The 20,515-nt window shown below is 42.1% G+C and carries 8 protein-coding genes; 4 read left to right on the plus strand and 4 right to left on the minus strand.

Annotated elements, in window-relative coordinates:
* Positions 1-131 precede the first annotated feature (131 nt).
* Entirely contained in the window at positions 132-905 is a 774-nt protein-coding gene (locus tag ACIFO6_RS06010) for a class I SAM-dependent methyltransferase (protein ID WP_430039014.1), read from the minus strand.
* Positions 906-1,021: 116 nt separating this feature from the next.
* Entirely contained in the window at positions 1,022-1,363 is a 342-nt protein-coding gene (locus tag ACIFO6_RS06015) for a cupin domain-containing protein (RefSeq protein WP_430039015.1), read from the minus strand.
* A gap of 259 nt (positions 1,364-1,622) precedes the next feature.
* Between ACIFO6_RS06015 and ACIFO6_RS06020 the strand changes: the two genes are divergently transcribed.
* From ACIFO6_RS06020 to ACIFO6_RS06035, 4 genes are all read left to right on the plus strand, one after another.
* Positions 1,623-2,858, plus strand: coding sequence for an FprA family A-type flavoprotein (locus tag ACIFO6_RS06020; RefSeq protein ID WP_430039016.1), 1,236 nt, complete (start codon positions 1,623-1,625; stop codon positions 2,856-2,858).
* A gap of 37 nt (positions 2,859-2,895) precedes the next feature.
* On the plus strand, positions 2,896-4,089 hold the full coding sequence (locus ACIFO6_RS06025; protein ID WP_430039018.1) for an NAD(P)/FAD-dependent oxidoreductase: 1,194 nt from the start codon (positions 2,896-2,898) through the stop codon (positions 4,087-4,089).
* A 2-nt stretch (positions 4,090-4,091) separates the two neighbouring features.
* The gene (gene rd, locus ACIFO6_RS06030; RefSeq protein WP_430039020.1) at positions 4,092-4,262 is read left to right on the plus strand and encodes a rubredoxin; all 171 of its coding nucleotides are present in this window, start codon (positions 4,092-4,094) and stop codon (positions 4,260-4,262) included.
* Between the two features lie 61 nt (positions 4,263-4,323).
* Positions 4,324-5,028, plus strand: a complete 705-nt coding sequence (locus tag ACIFO6_RS06035) for a Crp/Fnr family transcriptional regulator (protein ID WP_192511069.1) — start codon at positions 4,324-4,326, stop codon at positions 5,026-5,028.
* Positions 5,029-5,261: 233 nt separating this feature from the next.
* Here the strand turns inward: ACIFO6_RS06035 and ACIFO6_RS06040 are convergent, their stop codons facing one another.
* A complete protein-coding gene (locus tag ACIFO6_RS06040; RefSeq protein ID WP_430039022.1) occupies positions 5,262-12,836 on the minus strand; it encodes an amino acid adenylation domain-containing protein in 7,575 nt (2,524 codons plus the stop codon).
* Between the two features lie 27 nt (positions 12,837-12,863).
* The gene (locus ACIFO6_RS06045; protein ID WP_430039024.1) at positions 12,864-20,495 is read right to left on the minus strand and encodes an amino acid adenylation domain-containing protein; all 7,632 of its coding nucleotides are present in this window, start codon (positions 20,493-20,495) and stop codon (positions 12,864-12,866) included.
* Positions 20,496-20,515: the final 20 nt, after the last annotated feature.

Consider the following 20,515-nt stretch of genomic DNA (forward strand, 5'->3'; position numbering starts at 1 on the left):
CTTCAAAAAATAAATTTAGTCTGACATAGCAGTAAATTCACAAAAGGAGACGAATCCCTGGTTGGGGTTTCGTCTCCTTTATTCCTGTTTGCCCAAAAAAGCTTCATTAGTCTCCTATTCGGGACTTCAGACTATCGCTCAGCGATTATACTGACCGCTTGCAGATGGTCGGCGTGCTTTACAAATTGTTTGCGCATACCCATAACTCTAGCTCGGGCAGCGTGGTTTCGCATAAGTTTAAAGGCAATTTTGCCAAATCTCAACCAACCCTCATCCTGAATGATACGCGGCAGATGCAGTAAATGCATGGGAGCCGTATAGATTTTAAGAACCTTAAAACCTTCCTCTTTCAGCAGCTGTTCCCATTCCGATACCGTCAACGGTGTCGCATTAACTCTCAGGGCTACAGCCAAATCCTTGTTAATCTGCTTTTTGAGCTCAGGCTCAATATGATTTGAAGCAAAGCACATCTCATGGATAGCATACTTCCCGCCCGGTTTCAGAAGTCGCTTGGCTTCCGAAATAATCTGTGCCTTCTTGGCCCTTGTCTGCATAGTCAGCATAGCTTCCCCATATACCACCGTCGCAGAGGCATCCGGCAACGGAACCTGTTCAGCATCGGCAATAAGCACTTCCCGGTTTGCTCCGCTTACATACGTTTTCACGATAGAAGCCGCCTTCTCATTCTGTTCAATCGCAATATAACGGCGGGGATTCAGTTGCAGTGTCATTTGGGCAGTTATGCCCAATCCGGGAGCAAACTCAATAACCTCATCCTTCCCGGTTACGTCAAGCCCTTCTATCATCCAGCGTGTCGTTTTCAACCCTCCGGGCCTGAGCACGCGCTTACCGAGACTTGCTAATATCCAGTGCCCTGGCACCTGTGTGTAATCTACTGTCTGCATCGGCCACAAACACCTCTTTCAATAATTTGATAATGATATTCATTATCAGTATATGCATAAAAAAATTTAACATTTTTTATTTTTATAATTTATATAGCTACGGTGATGTACCCTCTTTATATATTTTGCGCGTAGCTTTCACTTGGCGTTTGGGTCAACACCACATGCAGGCTGGAATTCGCCTCCGCACCACCGCGATAGGAAAAGCGCTCATCTCCTGTAACATGGATCATATCCCCTTGGACAATTTCCGTTTCTTCACCATTCACAGTAACAGTACCGTTACCCTCAAGAACAAGCAAATATACATTTGCTCCTGGATGATTATGTGTTGGCAACTCAGCATTAGGAGTAAAGTTGAGAATAAAAATTACATTGTCGGCTTCCTTATGCACAATTCGTTTTGTAAACGCAGCTTCTTTATATTCCTGAAACTGAATGAGGTTAGATTTTTTCATGTAGGTTCACTCTCCTGTTTGAAGTTGGATTTGCCTATGATGGATTGGATACCTGGCATGTTCTCAGGTTTCAATCTGTATGGTCTTATTGTATTTGATTATTACGCTCGCCTTGTGATTGCAATCACAAAACTAAATTTAAGTGAAAAATACTTATAAATATTCAAAAATTTGATTTCAATCCTCTTTTTCATCGACACATCCAACTAGAATCGAATGGTGTTAGACAACAAACAAAAACAAGCAGGAGGTTGTTCCTATGAAGCCCGGATTTCAACTGGCAAAGGATATTTATTGGGTAGGAAAAATTGATAATCGTGAGGTTCCCTTTCATCGTCTTCTACTATCTAAGGGCACAACCTATAATGCATATCTACTAAAAACCGGAAAACCAACCATTGTAGATACCGTAGATATGGCGTTCGGTAGAGAGTTTGCAGAAGCTGTAACCGAATTGATCGATCCATTGGACATTCAATATATCATCGTCAATCACACGGAACCAGATCACTCGGGTGGATTGGCGGCACTTGCTTCCAAAGCAACGAACGCTACGATTGTCTGCACTGAGATTGCTGTTCCGGAAATTCAACAAATGTACAAGCTTCAGCATCGCAACTTCCTGGTGATCAAGGACGGGGATCAACTGGATATTGGAGGCAAGACGCTTCTGTTCAAGGAAACACCTTACCTCCATACGGAAGAAACCATGATTACGTACTGCATAGAAGATAAAATCTTGTTCCCTTGTGATATTTTCAGTACACACGTGGCTGTAGAGCATCTATTTGCCGATGAGGCGGGTTTTGATATCACCGAGGACTTTATCGGATACTATCAGGCTATTATTCATCCGCATCGCAGATATGTGCGTACATTAATCGAAGCTGTTTCTGACCTGGATATTGAGATGATTGCTCCTTCCCACGGCTTCGCGATCCGACATGACATTGCCAAGTTTATTGATTTGTACGCCTCTATGAGTACCGAAACTAAGGATGATAAAAAAGTAGCGATTGTCTATGCCACATTAAAAAATAATACCAAAAAAATGGCAAACATCCTGAAAGACTGCTTTTTGGAGAACCAAATCAGGGTGGAGCTATGGGATGTAGATAAGGCGGATGAAACGGAGTTATTGAATAGTATTGCCTCAGCGGATGCTGTTTTCGTCGGTAGCTCTACCAAATATGCGGACATGACGGGCAAGCTGGAAGACCTGCTGCAAAAAATGCAAAAGATGAATCTGGAAGGTAAGCTTGCTGCTGCCTTTGGTTCCTACGGCTGGAGCGGGGAAGCCATTGAAGTCGTACAGGATTACTTAATCGGTACCCATATGAAGGTCCAAAGCACTTCTGATGTAATCAAGTCAACCGGTATGACGCATGTGGAATTCCCGGTACGCATTCGCTTCTCTCCTACAGAAGATGAAAAAGTAAAGAAAATTAAAAACGCCGCTGAATTTGTCTCAGATCTACTGCTTAGCGTCATTTGAACAAAGGCAGCGTATAGCGAAATAGGAGAGATGCTGAATGGGTAACCAACATTACGTTATTATCGGAGGCAGCGTTGCCGCCGTCAACGCGGCGAAAGCGATCAGAGATCATGATGAGCTGGCTGAAATTTCTATTTACGGGGAAGAAACATCCCTTCCGTATAACAGAGTCAAGCTTTCCAAGGGGCTATTCACTGACCTGCACAGCGAAAAAATCCTAATCAAAAAGGAAAAATGGTTTGCTAATCAACGAATTCATGTTTATTCCGACATCAAGGTAACCGAGATACATCCAGAGGACTGTACCATCGAAACAATAAACGGACAAACCGTTGCTTATGACAAGCTGCTGCTGTGTACAGGAGCCCACAACCGTAAGCTTTCGCTGGACGGAGCTTCACTAAGGAACGTTCACAATATCCGTTTTCGACAAGATGCAGACAGCCTTAAGACAAAATTACAAAAGGGAAACCGGATATGTATCATCGGCGGCGGTATTCAAGGGGTAGAAACCGCCTGGTCCTTCCAGCAAGCCGGGTATGCTGTAACCATTCTGGAAGCCTCGCATCGGCTTATGCCCCGCCAGTTGGATGAGAAGGCCGCTTCTATTTTGACCCATCGAATTACCGAACAGGGTACCAAGGTAAGCCTTGGACAAGGCGTAAAGCGTATTACAGGCACAGATCACGTAGAAGGTGTAGAACTACAGGACGGCTCTGTTATTCCCTGCGAGCATGTCGTGTATTCTATCGGAATTGTACCTAATACTGAGCTTGCTCGCCAAACCGGACTTGATATTGGACACGGCATTCTGGTGAATGCACAGATGGAAACCAGCTTCGCCAATATATATGCGGCAGGTGATGTAGCCGAGTTTCAGAATAGAGTGGATGGATTATGGGAAAGTGCCGTAGAGCAAGGAAAAATAGCAGGCGCTAATATGGCGGGTGCATCCGTCAGCTACCAGCGTCCCATCCCTGTAACTCTATCGAACAGCTATAAATCCCCTCTCTTTTCCATTGGCCTAGTAGATGAACAGGAATGCGACACCAGCCTGACCAGTGAAAATCAAGCTTCTTATACACGAATGTTCATACAAAACGGCTCTATCTGCGGCGTGATCGGTTTTGGGGATGCCCTCGCTTCACTTCCATACAAAACAGCCATCATTCAGGGACTCAAACCGGATGCGCCAGAGCTTACAAAAATTTTGGGTGACAAGGAGAGCTAAAGATGAAAAAATATGTATGTCAGCCCTGTGGATATATTTATGATCCTGCTATGGGTGACCCCGATGAAGACGTTATGCCCGGTACAGCGTTTGAGGACCTTCCGGAAGACTGGGTTTGTCCAGTCTGCGGTGAGGATCAAAGCCATTTTTCCCCAATAGATGATACAGAATAACAACAATACGCTATAATCTTTAGTTTCCGGCTTATGAATGGAGTGAATGAATGTGAATGAGATGTCCTGCCCCTGCCAGTGCGAAAAGGAGCCCTGTGCCCGCAAAGTGCCTATCTTTTCCTCTTTGTCCTGCGAAGATTTGTGTAAGGTCAGCTCCATGATCCGACACCGGAAATATCAGAAAGGCGAGGCCTTGATTATCGAGGAACAAGCATCCGATACGCTATACATTATTAAAAGCGGGCATGTCAAGCTTCTGAAAATGACACCTCAGGGCAAAGAACAAATTCTGCACATTCTGACAACTGGCGATTTTTTTGGCGAGTTGAACATATTTAACAGCGATGAGCTGAGTAACTTTAGTGCGTATGCCTTAAAAGATACTGATATTTGTATGCTCACCAAGGATGATATGGAGCAGTTGATTCACAACAATCCCGATATCTCTTTGAAGCTGCTCAAAACCATTACTAAACGCTTGGCACATACCGAAAAGCTGGCTCAAAGCCTGGCTACCAAAGACCCAGAAATCCGTATCGCTTATATGATTCTTGAGCTTGGGCATAAATACGGAAAACCGGACGGCTCCTACATTAAAATAAATCTCCCCCTTTCACGCGAAGAAATGGCTAATTATGTGGGTGTCACACGCGAAACCATCAGTCGCAAATTCGCAAAATTTGAACAGCTGGGGATTATTCATATTAAGGGTATACGAGAGATTACCATTTGCGATGTACAGAAACTGAACGAATATATGGATTGAGGCACATCCAAATGTTGTTCTGGCATGAAGAGCAACAAAAAAGCCGCTTCTTTGGCTTAATGGTTTATGGCTGGTATACCTGTCGTAACTGAGGGCATCGTGAGTTCTGGCTGAAATTTGGCTGAATACGGAATCATTTCTTCACAAACTACCCCTCCAATTTCGCTCATTCCTTATGAAAACATAAGGTTTTAGAAGTGCTACTGGAGGGGATTGTATTCAATCAACCTTATTTAGACTTTTTGTAATCCTATATGAACACAATGATCAATGATATCCAATAAGTTTTGCTGATATTTCAGCGCTAGTGCTTCCAAAGTACGACGGGTAAACAATCGCTGATTAAATCGCAAAGAGTAATGAAATATTCCATTTACGATAAAGGCATTCATTTCTAGGTTGTAGGGCCACTGCATATCCTGATGAATAAGTTCACCCATAGGCATAGAGGAAGAAATAATTTCTTCATGCTGCAGTCCATCCTCGAACCGTCCCAAGTAATTAAATAATATCTCCGGAGATAAAGTGAACTCCAGATCCTCAGTATACTGCGGTTCCGACAGATATTTTAGAATACCATAGCCAATCCCATTATGGGGCACTCTGGCATGCGTATGTTGAACCCTCTGAATGAGCTCGCCCGGAAAATCCCCACTGGCATCATAGACTACAGGATAAAAAGAAGTAAACCAACCTACCGTCCGTGTCAAATTGAGATGTTCTCTAAATTCATCCCTTCCATGACTTTCTACATCAACAGCTATGTTAGGATTACACGTCCATTCCTTAATCGTCATGACCAATGCTGTCAGCAACAAATCGTTGATTTCAGTATTATAAGCGGAAGGAGCTTTAGTTAATAATGCTTCCGTCTCTTCCTGGGTGAGTGAAACATCTATGAAGTCCATGTCCTTAAATACATGAGATCCTACTCCCTCCGCCAATTCAACCGGAAGTTGAGGTACACTCTCTTTTAATACATTTTTCCAGTAATCCTTTTCCTGCAAAAAGTCAGCGCTATTCGCATATGCAGATAATTCCTGACTCCAAGTCTTGAACGAGGTCGTCTTTGCAGGCAGTTGCAGATCTTGATGCTCTTTAAGACCCTCGTACAAATACTCAAAATCCTCCATAATGATGCGCCAGGAAACTGCATCAACAACTAGATGATGAATAATAATTAGCAAGTGATCTCCATCATTTGCTCGGAATACTCCCAGTTTAATCAGCGGACCCTGTAATAAATCAATACTCTCCTGTAATTGATTAGCTTCTTGTTCGATCTGAAATTCAATTTTTTCAGACGTGGTCCAATCGAATAATTCAATATCAAAGTGCCGACCTGCTTCGTCCGAATTCTCCTGTACCAAGCCTTCATCTGTATGTTTAAAACGCATTCTTAATGCATCATGATGCTTCGTAATTCTCTCAAAAGCCTCCACTATGACTTGCATATTCCAACCTTCCGGATTATACATCATAACTGCCTGGTTCCAATGAAAAGGATTATCACTCAGGTTGAATACCCATTTTTGAATGGGTGTTAAAGGTACCTCTCCTACCACCATTTGTTCGCCAATGCTTAAAGTTTTCTCCCAGTTCAGATTAGAGACCAATTCTCTAATCGTCTGGAATTGCATAATACCTTTTATTTTTACGGCATAGCCCATTTGTCCCAGTTGAGCAGCTAATTGTATGGCTTTAATAGAGTCTCCGCCCAGCTCAAAGAAATGATCATCAATGCCTATATTCGATACGGATAAAACCTCGCTCCATATGTCCACCAACAACTGTTCCAGCTCATTTCCAGGTGCCACTTTAGTTTCGGAGGACTTTTTGGGCTGTGGTAGCGCCTTAGTATCTATTTTTCCGTTTGCAGTTAGCGGCATGGCCGACAAATGGACAAAATGAGCCGGGATCATATAGTCAGGCAGTTCCTTGCTCAAAAATTTACGCAGCATAGCATTCGTAAAGCATTCTTCCGATACATAGTATGCGACCAGAGATACGACATCGTTTACGCTCGTAACCGGGAGAATACATGCCTCAGGGATTGCTTCATGTTTTAATAGCCCCTGCGTTATTTCCCCAAGCTCAACCCTGTATCCTCTTACTTTTACCTGATCATCAATTCTGCCCAAATACTCAATTTCCCCGTTAGGCAGCCAACGAGCCAAATCGCCGGTCTTATACATACGCTGGTGCTCTCTGAACGAGTTAGGTATAAACCTTTCCCTGCTTAACTCAGGTCGGTGCAGGTAACCTCTAGCTAATCCCGGCCCGCTGATGCATAATTCTCCTGGAACTCCTATGGGTTGCATATGATGATGTTCGTCCACGATATAAATCTCGGTGTTTACAACCGGTCGACCAATTGTAATACGGGAGGAGTCTTGATCTAATATAGCCGCCGTAGAACATACAGTGCCCTCTGTCGGTCCATATGCATTCACAAAGGTACGACCCTCACTCCATTTTTCAATAATATCCATGGTACACGCTTCTCCACCAGCTATAAGGGTATGCAAGCTAGGGATCGGCTCATAGGGAAGAGTTCTTAAAAGAGAAGGCGGTAATATCGTTGCATGGATCGTGTGCTCTCTTAACCACCGTCCAACTCCATATTCCAACAGTTCATTGCGATCCTCAATGACCAGCGTCGCTCCGGATAAAAGCGCCAGAAAAGTTTCAAGCACGGAAGCATCAAAGCTAAAGGAAAAAAACTGTAATACCCTGCTTCCTTCCTTTATATTAAATGTAGTAGCTAAATTAGAAAAATTGCATAGGCTATGATGCTCAATCATGACCCCCTTAGGCTTTCCAGTTGAACCAGAGGTATAAATGACATAGGCCATATCTTCAGGTCGAGTTACGCTTTTAAGATTGGAAGTATCATGCTCATCTATAGCCTGTCGATCATCAATGAATAGAATCTGATCGGCAGCTCCTAAGTTGACAGTTATATTACCAAGCAAATCCCGCTCTGTAATCAACAATTGAGCTTGGCTGTCCTCCATGAAATAGGATATACGTTCAGTTGGATAAGAAGGGTCTATAGGTAAATAGGCAGCTCCCGCCTTTAATACGCCCATGACGCTTACTACTCTCAGGCAAGATGGAAACAACATAATACCAACAACCTGATCTCTACTAATATTTCGGCTCCGTAATGCTCTTGCTATTTGATTAGCTTGCTCATTCACTTGTCGATAGGTTAACTTTTCTTCCCGCCATTCCAATGCAATAGCATCTGGAGTTTGGGCAACACGTTCTTCCCACAGCTCAATAACAGTCGATTGACTATGATCAGATAGATTTCCAGGAAGATTAAATTGGTGGAGAATCTCATGATGCTCCCTATCTGTTAGAAGTTGAATATCTCTTATCAGGACGCCCGGATGATCAACAATCTGTAGGATGATTTGCTGAAAATGGCCGATAAGACGCTCCATAGTTGCTTCGGCAAACAAGCTTTTATTGTAAACCAGATGGATTTCAATCGTTTCTCCCAAACGGATTTCCCATGTCAGATCAAATTTAGCGCTTTGGGTACCTATTTTATACTCTTTAAGCTCGATATCTGACATCTGAATATCCAGTTCTTCGATATCTTCCAAGGTAAACACGGTATCAAACAAAGGATTGCGACTGAGGTCACGTTGTAAAGGCAACTGCTCTAATAACTGTTCTAATGGATGATCTCCATTCTCATAAGTCAACAGCATTTCTGTCTTCACCTGCTGTAAAAAGTCCACATAGGTTTGCTCGTATTCAAGCTTATTACGCATGGGAACAACATTGGCGAACATGCCCACGGTATGATCCAACTGTCCCGTTCTTCTTCCTGAAAGTGGAGAACCTACAATAATATCTTTCTGTCCACTGTACTTGGCCAGAAGTATAGTGTAAGCAGAGAACAATGACATATATGATGTGACCTGCTCAGACACGGCTAATTCCTTGAGTTTGGCTGTCGTTGTGGCGTCCAACTCAAAATCTAGTTGCTCTCCTTCAAACGTTTGCTGAGGCGGTCGACGATAATCAGTTGGGATATTGAGAGTAGGCAACTCCCCGGAAAAACGCTCCATCCAAAAATGTTCTTGCTGCTTAAACGTCGAAGAATGTAGCCATTCCTCTTGCCATACTGCATAGTCTTTATATTGAACCTGAATGAGCGGGAGAGCATTCTCTTGATATATCTGTAGTACATCCTGTATTAATATATTCAGAGACAATCCGTCACAAATAATATGATGAATATCCATAATGAAAATATGCTTGGTAATACTTAATTCCAACAGAACTGTCCGTACCAGCGGAGCCTGGTCCAATTCAAACGTCTGAATAAAGGCTGACGCATGGGATTCCAGTTCTTCCTCATTGGTTTTCATATATACTATGGGGCAAGAAACCTGATCATGAACTCGTTGAATAAGTTGGCCGTGCTCCAGATGAAAGGATGTTCTTAACGGCTCGTGCCTTTCAACCAGTTTTTGTACTGCTACCTGCCATTTTTCTTTATCAATGCTCCCGATTATTTCAACAGCGAAGGGTACATTATAGCTTATCCCCGCTGGATCCAATTGCTGAATAGAATACAGTCTCTTTTGCTGGGAAGTGACCGGGTACACATCACGATGTTCATGTGCTTGAATCCAAAATACCTGCTCCGAATGGTCTCTGTAATTAATCAATTTCGCCATTTCGCGAACCGTTGGATTCAACAATATATCACGGATCGAAACTTGGGTTTCCAGAACTTTATGTATTCGGGATACCAGCATAGCGGCTTTAAGCGAATGTCCGCCAAGTTTTAGAAAGTGATCCGTTGTACTTAAATGTTGAAAACCTAGCACATCCTGATAAATATTCAGAAGTTTGAATTCCAGCTCATTAACAGGCTCTATTACATGAAGATCCTGTTTCTTTATGTCTGCCGGTTCGGGTAGTCCGCTACGTTGGATTTTGCCGTTTGAATTCATAGGCAACTGTTCCAATTCCACATAAAAAGAAGGTACCATATAATCCGGGAGACTATTTCCCATATGTTGACGCAAGTCTTCCAAAATGTAATGTTCGTCTGGAACCAGGTATGCGCACAAATAGCTATAGCCTTCTTTATCTTGCTTGGCTAGTACAGTACCCTCCTTAACACCCGGATAGATCAGCAACTGAGTAGACACCTCATTGAGTTCAATACGGTGACCTCTGATTTTCACCTGGTGATCTATTCTACCCAAATACTCCATATCACCGTTGGGTAGCCATCTGGCGAGATCTCCGGACTTATACATTTTTTCTCCTGATTTAAAAGGGTTATTTATAAACCGTTCCTCAGTCAACTCTGCTCGATTCAAATAACCTCTGGTAACCCCCCCTCCCGTAACGTACAATTCCCCAGGAACCCCAATAGGCATAAGATGTTGCTTATCGTCTAAAATATAAGCGTTTAAGGTCGCCATCGTAGTTCCAATGTTACTCCTATTGCTATCTATCTCTTCTTGCGTAATCTTCTTATAGGTTACATGAACAGTAGTTTCCGTAATTCCATACATATTAACCAGTTCTGTATGAGGGTATTTGTGGTTCCACTTCTTAAGTTGGACAGGAGATAGCTCTTCTCCACCAAAAATAACCTTACGGATATGAAGTGGACTCGAATCGGATTCTTCCAAAGCGGACAGCATATTAAACGCTGAAGGGGTCTGATTCAGGACGGTAACCTTTTCTTCCAGAAGCAATTGTCTAAACTGAGTAGCGTCCTGAGCTGTCTCTCTGGGTACAATAACAAGCCTTCCTCCTTGGAGAAGCGATCCATACATCTCCCATACCGAAAAATCAAAGCACATCGAGTGGAACATAGTCCATACATCCTGATGATCAAAATCAAACAAATTTGTACTGTTGAATAGGAGTTGGACTACATTCCTATGTTCAACCATGACTCCCTTGGGCTTCCCAGTAGAGCCTGAAGTATAGATAATATATGCTCTCGAGCACGGGGTATTTAGCTCTGCCAGCGCTTGTCCCGACTCCTGAGTCCATTGATCATCATGAAGAGCAATCACTTGGCCTATATAATTAGCCGCTATACGGCAAGGATCGTCAACCAATATGAAGGAAGCCTCGCTATCTTCCAAAGTGTACTCCATACGCTCTACAGGGTAATGCGGATCTATAGGCACATAGGTAGCGCCTGCTTTGATAATGGCTAGTATTCCAATCACCATCTCCAAAGAGCGCTCGACGGAAATAGCCACAATGGTCTCAGATGCGATACCTTTTTGTATAAGATATCTTGCCAATTGATTAGACGTCTCATCTAGTTGCCTGTAAGTAAGTGTCTGTTGATTGTAGGATAAAGCAACTGCATCAGGGGTCTTCACCACCTGTTTCTGAAATAGGCTTGTGACGGTCTCATCATCAGGATAATCAGCCTGATTCCGGTGACTAAGTGCTAATAGACTTTGCTCTTCCGCCGGTGTAATTAGTTTTATTTGATCTACTTCGATATCAGGATTGCGTAGTACACAATCTATAATATTTTGAAAATGATTAGCCAATTTTTCTATAAAAGATCGCGTGTATACCTCCCGATTGAAAACAAAGCTGACTTCCATCTGCTTTCCAGGTAAAAACACAATGCTTAAATTGTAATTATTCTGTTCAACTCCGCCGCCTCCATGAATGGCGAAGCCCAAATGATCTTGTAATTCACGCAGAGCATCCAGTGAAGAGGCATAGTTTTCAAACACACAGATATGATCAAACAGTTGTCCCCCACAGTCTGATTTAGCTTGTATATCCGCAAGCGAGCTATATTCAAAGGGCTTGGATTGAATCATTCCGTCATGCATTTTAGCTAGTAGGCTACGGAAGCTATCTCCTGACTTTTGGGCCATACGAACCGGAATAGTATTAATAAATAAACCTACAATGCGTTCGATATTCGGAACCTCAGGAGGACGACCGGACACAACCGTGCCAAACACGACATCATGGGTACGGTTATATTTTTGCAGTAATATCCCCCAGGCTGTTTGTATCACATGATTCAAAGTTGTATGCTGCATTTGTGACAGTGACGTCAATTGCTCCGTAGTGGCCTCACTTAATAAACACGCGAATTCCTCCGTATGATATGCCACCCCGTTTCCTTTGTGCTGCTGTGGAATAGTGACTGTTTCCTCATAATCTTGCAGATAAGTTTGCCAGTAATGTTCCGCCGCCTCGGTATCCTGATTTTTTAGCCACTGAATATACTCGCTATATTTTGTAGTTGTTTGATGGGGAGTAGGTTGACTATGAATGAGATTTCCATATACCCTAAGAATCTCTTCAAATACCAGGCTCCAGCACCATCCGTCCATAACAATATGATGAAAATTCCAAAGTAGAATATACTTACGATAGGATGTCTTTATTAGATGTAAACGAATCAGAACATCCTTTGCCAGTTGGTACGGCTTTGCTCGGTCTTCCTCTTTATATCTCGTTATGAACAACTCTTGATCAGCTTCATTCAGATGAGTAATATCCTGCACTTCCAGCTTCGCTTCCCGATGCTTTAATACAATTTGTATAGGTTGTTTAAGCTTTTCTTGTACAAAGGCAGTCCGCAATACATCATGCTTTTGAATGACAAAATTAAAACTTTCCTCCAAAAAAAGAGGATTAATATTCCCTTCTACTTGGGCATAACCTTGTACATAATAAGAATTCTGCTGGCTGTCCTTCATGGAGTGGTATAAAATCCCTTTTTGCGTAGGTGTCAATTCATACATATCTTGAATATTATTTTTATCCATCCGTATGCCTCCTCAGTTATGCAAGTTTTATTTCAGAGCATCGAAGATATCGCCAAGTTCCTCCATACTTAAATCCTCAACCGTAAAATCACTAGGCGTATATTCAACGATCTCCTGTTCCGAGCAATGTCGTACGATATCCTTAAGATTGTGAAGGAATTCTTGGCTGAATGCCTCCATAGTGGAATGTGAGAATACATCCGTTTGATAACTTAAAATAAACTTCATCTGTCCTTCAAAAAACATTCCGTTTATTTCTATATCCCGAGCTCCATCCACCGGTTCACTATATGCCTTGCCTGTTGCAAAATTGGACATCGTAAACTCTTGGGTTGCATGAGTATCAATTTGACCAAGATAATTAAACAAAATTTGAGGCTTAGGTACAGGAATAAAACCATTCTTTAATGAATCCGGGGTGAGGTACTTCAATATACCGTAGCCGATCCCCTTTTTAGGAACCTTCCTCAACGTCTCTTTGACGGTTTTAATTGCATCAGATACATCATTTTTCGGAAGCTGAAATAGCACTGGATACATACTGGTAAACCAGCCTATCGTTCTGGATATATCCAGGTGGTCCATAATTTCTTCACGTCCATGACCCTCCAGACTGACGACAACATCTGAGTGACCTGACCATCTTCTAATGGTTAGAGCCAGTGCGGCCAATAAAATATCGTTCATTTCGGTCCGATAGGCCCTATGAACCGTAGTAATTAATTGTTCCGATACTTTTTTATCCAGCTTAATCGTGATTTCACCAATCGTCTCACTATCCAGTGAGGAGGATTGCTTATCCGGAATTAAAACGACTGGCGACTGCTGTATTCTTGTCCAATACGGAATTTCCTGAAGAAGTGTATGGCTTTGTGCGTAATGAATCAACTGTCGGCTCCACTCCAGATAGGAAGTTGTCTTCTCTGGCAATACTATTGCTATTCCACTCACTGCTTGCTCATATGCTGTCGAGAAATCCTCGAATAAGATTCGCCAGGATACTCCATCTATTAGCAAATGATGCACAACAAATATAAGATAGTCCCCGTGCCCCGTCTTAAATTGTCCCAGTCGAACTAGTGGTCCCTTTTCAATATGGAGCGCTCGGTGAAGGATCTCTGCTTGTTGCTGGATAACCGTTTCCACCTCAGTATCATCATGTATCTCAAAAGTATCAAGCTCGTAAATTCCAGGCGCCATGGTGCGGTTCATCTGATAGTACCCTTCAGAATTTGCAGCAAAAATGATTCGAAGCGAGTCATGGTGTTGGACTATATGGTCCATTGCCATGCTAATTTCATCACTGTTCCAACCCTCTGGACGATACAGAAGCGCAGATTGATTCCAGTGACTTATATCAGACAGCTTCTGCTCAAAGAACCAATGCTGGATTGGTGTTAGGCTCGCCTCTCCTACTACAGGCTGCTGGCTGATTCTGATCGTTTTCTCCTGAAGATAAGGCGTAATTTCCTGTATAGATGGATGTTTTAAAAACGTAGATACCTCGACCTGCAAGTTATGCTTGCTAAGATTAGCCACAAACGTAATGGCCTTAATGGAATCCCCGCCCAGTTCAAAAAAGTTATCTGTTACTCCAATTCGCTCCACCTGTAGAACATCAGACCATATACTGGCCAACAGCATTTCCTGTTCACTTTCTGGAGCAAGGTAGGTGCTCGCAACAGATATATTGGGCTCAGGCAAAGCCTTGGCATTTAATTTCCCGTTATGATTCAAAGGAAGCTTTTCCAATTGTACAAAATGAGACGGAATCATATAATCCGGGAGTTGTTCTGCTAAAAACATTTTGATGTCCGCTTTATCCAACGGAATTTCCGATACGTAATAAGCACTCAAGTAAGGCATATTCATATGATCATACTTGGTAACAACGGCTCCCTCTTTAACCAGACTGTAATCCAACAATTTACCTGTAATCTCATCTAGTTCAATACGATAGCCCCTGATCTTAACCTGATTATCTATTCTGCCAAGATACTCAATATTCCCATCAGGTAACCAACGGGCAAGATCCCCTGTTTTGTACATCTTTTGATTAGATAAAAACGGGTTTTCTACGAATTTTTGCGCAGTTAGGTCGTCACGATTAATATATCCTCTGGCTAGACACGTACCTGAAATGCATAGTTCCCCTGGGACACCAATGGGTTGGAGCTGATTCTTCTGATTGATGATATATAGCATAACGTTGTCAATTGGTTTGCCAATTAGAACAGTTCTAATCTCATCCTGTGGAGAACAATTATAAAAAGAAACATCGACCGTGGCTTCCGTAGGTCCGTATAAATTGTATAAGCCCGTGGAAAGACCTAACCTCTGAAATCTGGACACATGATTGGGTAATAGAGCTTCACCGCTTGTGAATATTCTTTTAAGACTTAAAATCTGTTGAGCATAGGAAGGAATCTCTACAAAATCCAAAAAGCTATTAAACATGGAAGGAACAAAGTGAATGCTTGTAACACCATATTGCTGGATAACATCTATCATGCTTTGTGGTGATTTTTCTTCTTCCGGTTTTAGAATACATAAATGAGCACCCGTAAAGAACCACATCAACAGCTCCCACACAGATACATCAAATACATACGGGGTTTTTTGCAAAAATACATCGTGTTCCTGAATGTTATATTCTTTGACCATCCAAGTAATACGGTTTAATAATGTACCGTGTTCAATCATGACCCCCTTCGGTTGGCCTGTTGAGCCTGAAGTATAAATAATATAGGCTAGGTCATGCTCTTCATTTACAGAAAGCAAATTGCTTATATCACCGCGGTATATTTCGGGATTATCAAGATTTACACGCTTAACATCTATACTTTCCAGGTGGTCTTCTAGAGACTGCGTTGTCAGTAACAGGCTCGTCCCGCTGTTTTCAACCATGTATTTTATGCGCTGACTAGGAAAATCCTGCGAAATAGGCATATAAGCAGCACCTGATTTGAGGATGCCCATGATGCCAATCATCATCTCAAAGGAACGCTCTGTCATGATGCCGACTATACTGTTTCGGGTAACTCCGTTTTGTTGTAAATGTCTTGCCAGTTGATTAGCACGTTCGTTCAGATCTGCGTAACTCATATACTGACCATCATAAATTAAAGCCGTGCTATTCGGTTTTTTTTCAGCCTGTTCCTCGAATATACGGTGTACTGGCCTAAACGAAGGATATACAACCGCCGTGTCATTAAACTCTGTTAATATCTTATGCTTCTCTGCTTTCGTAATCACTTCTATATCGCCCAACATATCATCGGGATGGTCTAAAAGTTGGTCTAAAAGATGCATAAAGTGAGTTGACATGCGCTCAATAGTATATTTTTCAAACAGTTGCGTACTATATTCAACAAAAATCTGTATATCTGTAGAGTTCATCTCGCGAATATACCAAGTCAAGTCCAGCTTGGAATGATTCCATTTCATAGGAAGTGCTGAAAAATGGATATCTGCATCTTGGCTGATCTGAGTATCCGGGTTCTCAAATACGAACATCGTATCGAACAATGGATTTCTACTTATATCCCGGCGGATATTAAGTCGTTCCAGCAGCTTTTCCAGCGGATAATCCTGATTTTCCATCGCTGCAAAAACCGTTTGCTTCACATTCATTAAGAATTGCTTGAAGGTAATCGACGGTTCAGGGAAACTCCGAATCGCTAACGTGCTTGCAAACATACCGACCACAGGTTCTACATCAAAATGGGAACGGCCTGCAGTATTGGTCCCTACAACAATATCCTCTGTCCCCGTATATTTAGCCAAAAGTACGTTATATGCAGAGAGAAGAACCGTATATACAGAGACATTCTGCTGTTTCGCAAATCCATTTAATTTTTCCGTTATATGCGGTGTTACTTGAATGTCATAAATATTCCCTTCAAATTGCTGTACAGAGGGACGCGGATAATCTGTAGGAATATCAAGGGTAGGTAAATCCCCTTGCATTTGGTCTAACCAATACTTCTCTTGTTTTTTCATTTCATCATGCTCTGCCAGTTGCTGCTGCCATACCGCATAATCTTTATATTGAATATGCAGTTCAGGAAGACTTTCACCCCGATATAATTTCATCATCTCATCAAGCAGAATATCGGCAGATAATCCATCGAAAACAATATGATTAATATCCATTAGTAAAAAATGACGTTGCGTATTCAGCTTGATAAGCTTGACTCGAATTAGAGGCGCTTCATCCAGCTTGAATGGCTTCATAAATTGCTGCATCCATAAGGTCGCTTCTTCCGTGGCCAACTCTATATACTCAACTCGAAAGTCCATCTTTTCATGAACCTTTTGTTTAAGCTCACTTCCGATTAAATGAAACGATGTGCGTAAGGTCTCATGCCGATCTACCAGGCTCTCAATGACCTCTTTTAATCGGGCTACGTCTAATTTCCCTCTCAGCTCAAAAATAAAAGGAATGTGATAGCTCGTCCCTATGCCATCTAATTGCTGAACTGAGTACAGTCTTTTTTGGGCTGAAGATACCGCATAATACTCCGCTTTCGGCACTTGAATTATAGAGGGGTAAGCTGCGGTTATTTTTTCCTTCATTAAATATTTAGCCAGTTCCCGAATTGTGGGATGGGTCATAATCGTTTGTAGAGAGATCTTGATTTTTAGTGACTTCTGGATTCGCGACAGCAGCATCAGGGCTTTTAAAGAATGCCCTCCTATCGAAAAAAAATGGTCGGTCACACTAACATTTGTTTTGCCCAAAACTTCCTTCCATATTTGAAGCAGCGCCTCCTCCGTAGAGTTAATCGTAATCTCTTCCGAGTACGCATCCATTGTTGCAGGATCAGGTAACTGCTTCCTATCCACTTTTCCACTTAGTGTCAGCGGGATGGACTGAATAACTGTAAAACGGGAAGGTATCATATACTCTGGTAATTTCCTTTTCAAAGCTGCTCTAAGCTCATCTTGCTGGATATCCCGCTGATTTGTTACGATATAGGCACATAACTCCTCCTGTCCCATCTCTTTACCGTAAATGATAACCACAGCTTCTTTTATAGAGGACTGCTCGCGTAATACAGCCTCAATTTCACCTAACTCAATTCGGTAGCCTCTTATTTTGGCCTGCTTGTCCATTCGACCTAAATATTGAATATTTCCATCCTCCAAAAAACGGGCCAAGTCACCGGTTCGATACATTTTCCCCCCCGGTCTGAACGGATTGGGCGTGAATTTCTCTGCGGTGAGTTCTTCTTGTCCCCAATAACCTTTAGCAAGTCCCTCTCCGCCAATGCACAGCTCCCCTGCTATTCCAACGGGCTGTAGCTTTCCATCTTTATTCACGATATAAGCCAGCTTATTGTAAATAGGCTTACCAATATGGATATTTTCGGTAGGACCCTCGAATACAGCATGTGTCGCATCAACGGTCGTCTCCGTGGGGCCGTAAGCGTTCAAAAAGACCCTACCTTTGCCCCACTTCTCGACAACGCTCGACTCCACCTGTTCTCCTCCTGTGGAGATTAGTTTTAAATCTGGTAATTCCATATAGGGTAGTATCTTCAGCATAGATGGTACAAACTGTATGGAAGAAACTTTTTGATCGCGTAAGTAATGCATGAATGGTTCGCCTGATAGCATAAAATCTTTATTTACAACAATTAAGGTTGCCCCATTCAGTAGCGTTAAAAAAATCTCCCCGACTGACGCATCAAAACTAAGAGAAGCCGTTTGTAGAACACGCTCCCCATGCTTGATATGATAAATATCAGCGACAAGGCTATAATTATGCAGGGCCTGATGGTCAACCATTACCCCCTTAGGCTTACCTGTAGATCCCGATGTGTAAATCATATACACCAGATCTTCCGCCTGATTTACGTTCTCAATGTTCTCCCCATTCCGCTTGAACATCAAAGGATCATCAATCCATAGGGTGTGCCCCCCAAAATGGGAATAGACAGATGTATTTCTGTCACAAATTAAATATGCTGCCCCGCTATCTCTCAGCATATGTTCTATTCGTTCTTCTGGATAGGAATGGTCGATCGGTAGATAGGCAGCACCTGCCTTGATAACGCCCAAAATGGCTATGATCATCTCTATAGAGCGGTCTGTCATGACGGCGACAAATTCATTACGCCGAACCCCTAACTCCCGTAAACGCTCAGCAACCTGGTTTACCTTGATATTTAATTCGTAATACGATACTGAGGTATTTTCATATACAACTGCTTCCGTGTGCGGATAGTGTACTACCTGCTCCTCGAACAGCTCTTGAATGGTTTTATGTTTCACAAAATTCTGACGTGTGTTATTAAACTGCTCTAAAATTCTCTTCCGTTCAGCATCTGAAATGATATCCAACTGACTCGCGTTCATACCTGGATCTTGAGCAAGTTGAAAAATCATATTTTGAAAATGGGTACTGATTCTGTTGATAAAGGGTTCACTATACAAATAGATATTATACGTAATAACAACCTTCATGCGTTCGCCCGGATAGACCGTAACATCCAGATTATAATTAGTCTGTTCGAAAGCCTCCATATTTGTAATTTCAAAGGGTAGGCCGGCTTCCATATTTAATGATTTCATATCCAACGGGTAGTTCTCAAAAACAATCACATGGTCAATCATATTGCTTCGGTGTCCCGAATGCTCCGCAAGCTCTGACAAAGATACATAGCTGTACTTCTCGGAATGTACAGCATGTTGCTGCACATTCCGCATCATATCTGCAATACTTTGCCCCGGCTGGCTACTTATTCGTACTGGAACTGTATTAATAAACAAACCTACGATACTTTCGATATGCTCGACGTCCGCAGATCTGCCCGAAACAACTGTTCCGAATACGACATCGTCTGTATTATTGTACTTTTGCAACAGAATTCCCCATAGTGTTTGAAATGCTGTACTCAGTGTGACCTGATTCTGTTTTGCAGTCTCCGACAATAGAATTGTTGCTTGCTCACTAAGCTCAAATATACTCGTTCCAGCCTGATACTCCGTCGAAATTGTCGGTTTATCACCTGGCAGAGAAACATATTCATCATAATCCTGCAAGTAGTTTTCCCAGTATGCCAGGGGCTGTTCGCTATCCTGTTGTTGTAGCCACTTAATATAACTACTGTATGGAAATGCATGATCGACATATATCGTATTACCACTCAACGATTCATGATAAAAACGCAGCAAGTCTTTTAGTACAAGCTCAATACACCATCCATCCATTAAAATATGATGATGACTCCAGATAAGCTGGTATTCGAGTTCGTTTAATTGGAATAGGGCAAAACGAATCAGAACATCCGACTGAAGATCAAAACCGATTTCTCGATCTTCGAGTTTGAATCTTTCCATATAAAACTGTTGCTCTGATTCATCCATATGTGATAAATCCTTAAAGATTAATGTGGTAGAGCGTTCCTTCAAAACAAGCTGAATAGGCGTGTTGAAGGAACTGTGTATAAAGGTTGTTCTTAGAATGTCATACTTCTGAATCAATGCATTTATACTCTTTTCCAAGACAGGAATATCAACTGTGCCAGTAATAGATAAAACCATTTGCTCAAAATAGGCACTTGATTTGGAATCTTGTAAATAGTGATACAGAATACCTTTCTGTAGAGGAGATAGCTCATACATATCTTTAATATTCTTTTTATCTATCATTGCCAGCACCTCAATACCTG

The organism is Paenibacillus sp. NRS-1781 (assembly GCF_050467745.1).
In the GTDB taxonomy this organism is placed as follows: Bacteria; Bacillota; Bacilli; order Paenibacillales; family Paenibacillaceae; genus Paenibacillus; species Paenibacillus terrae_A.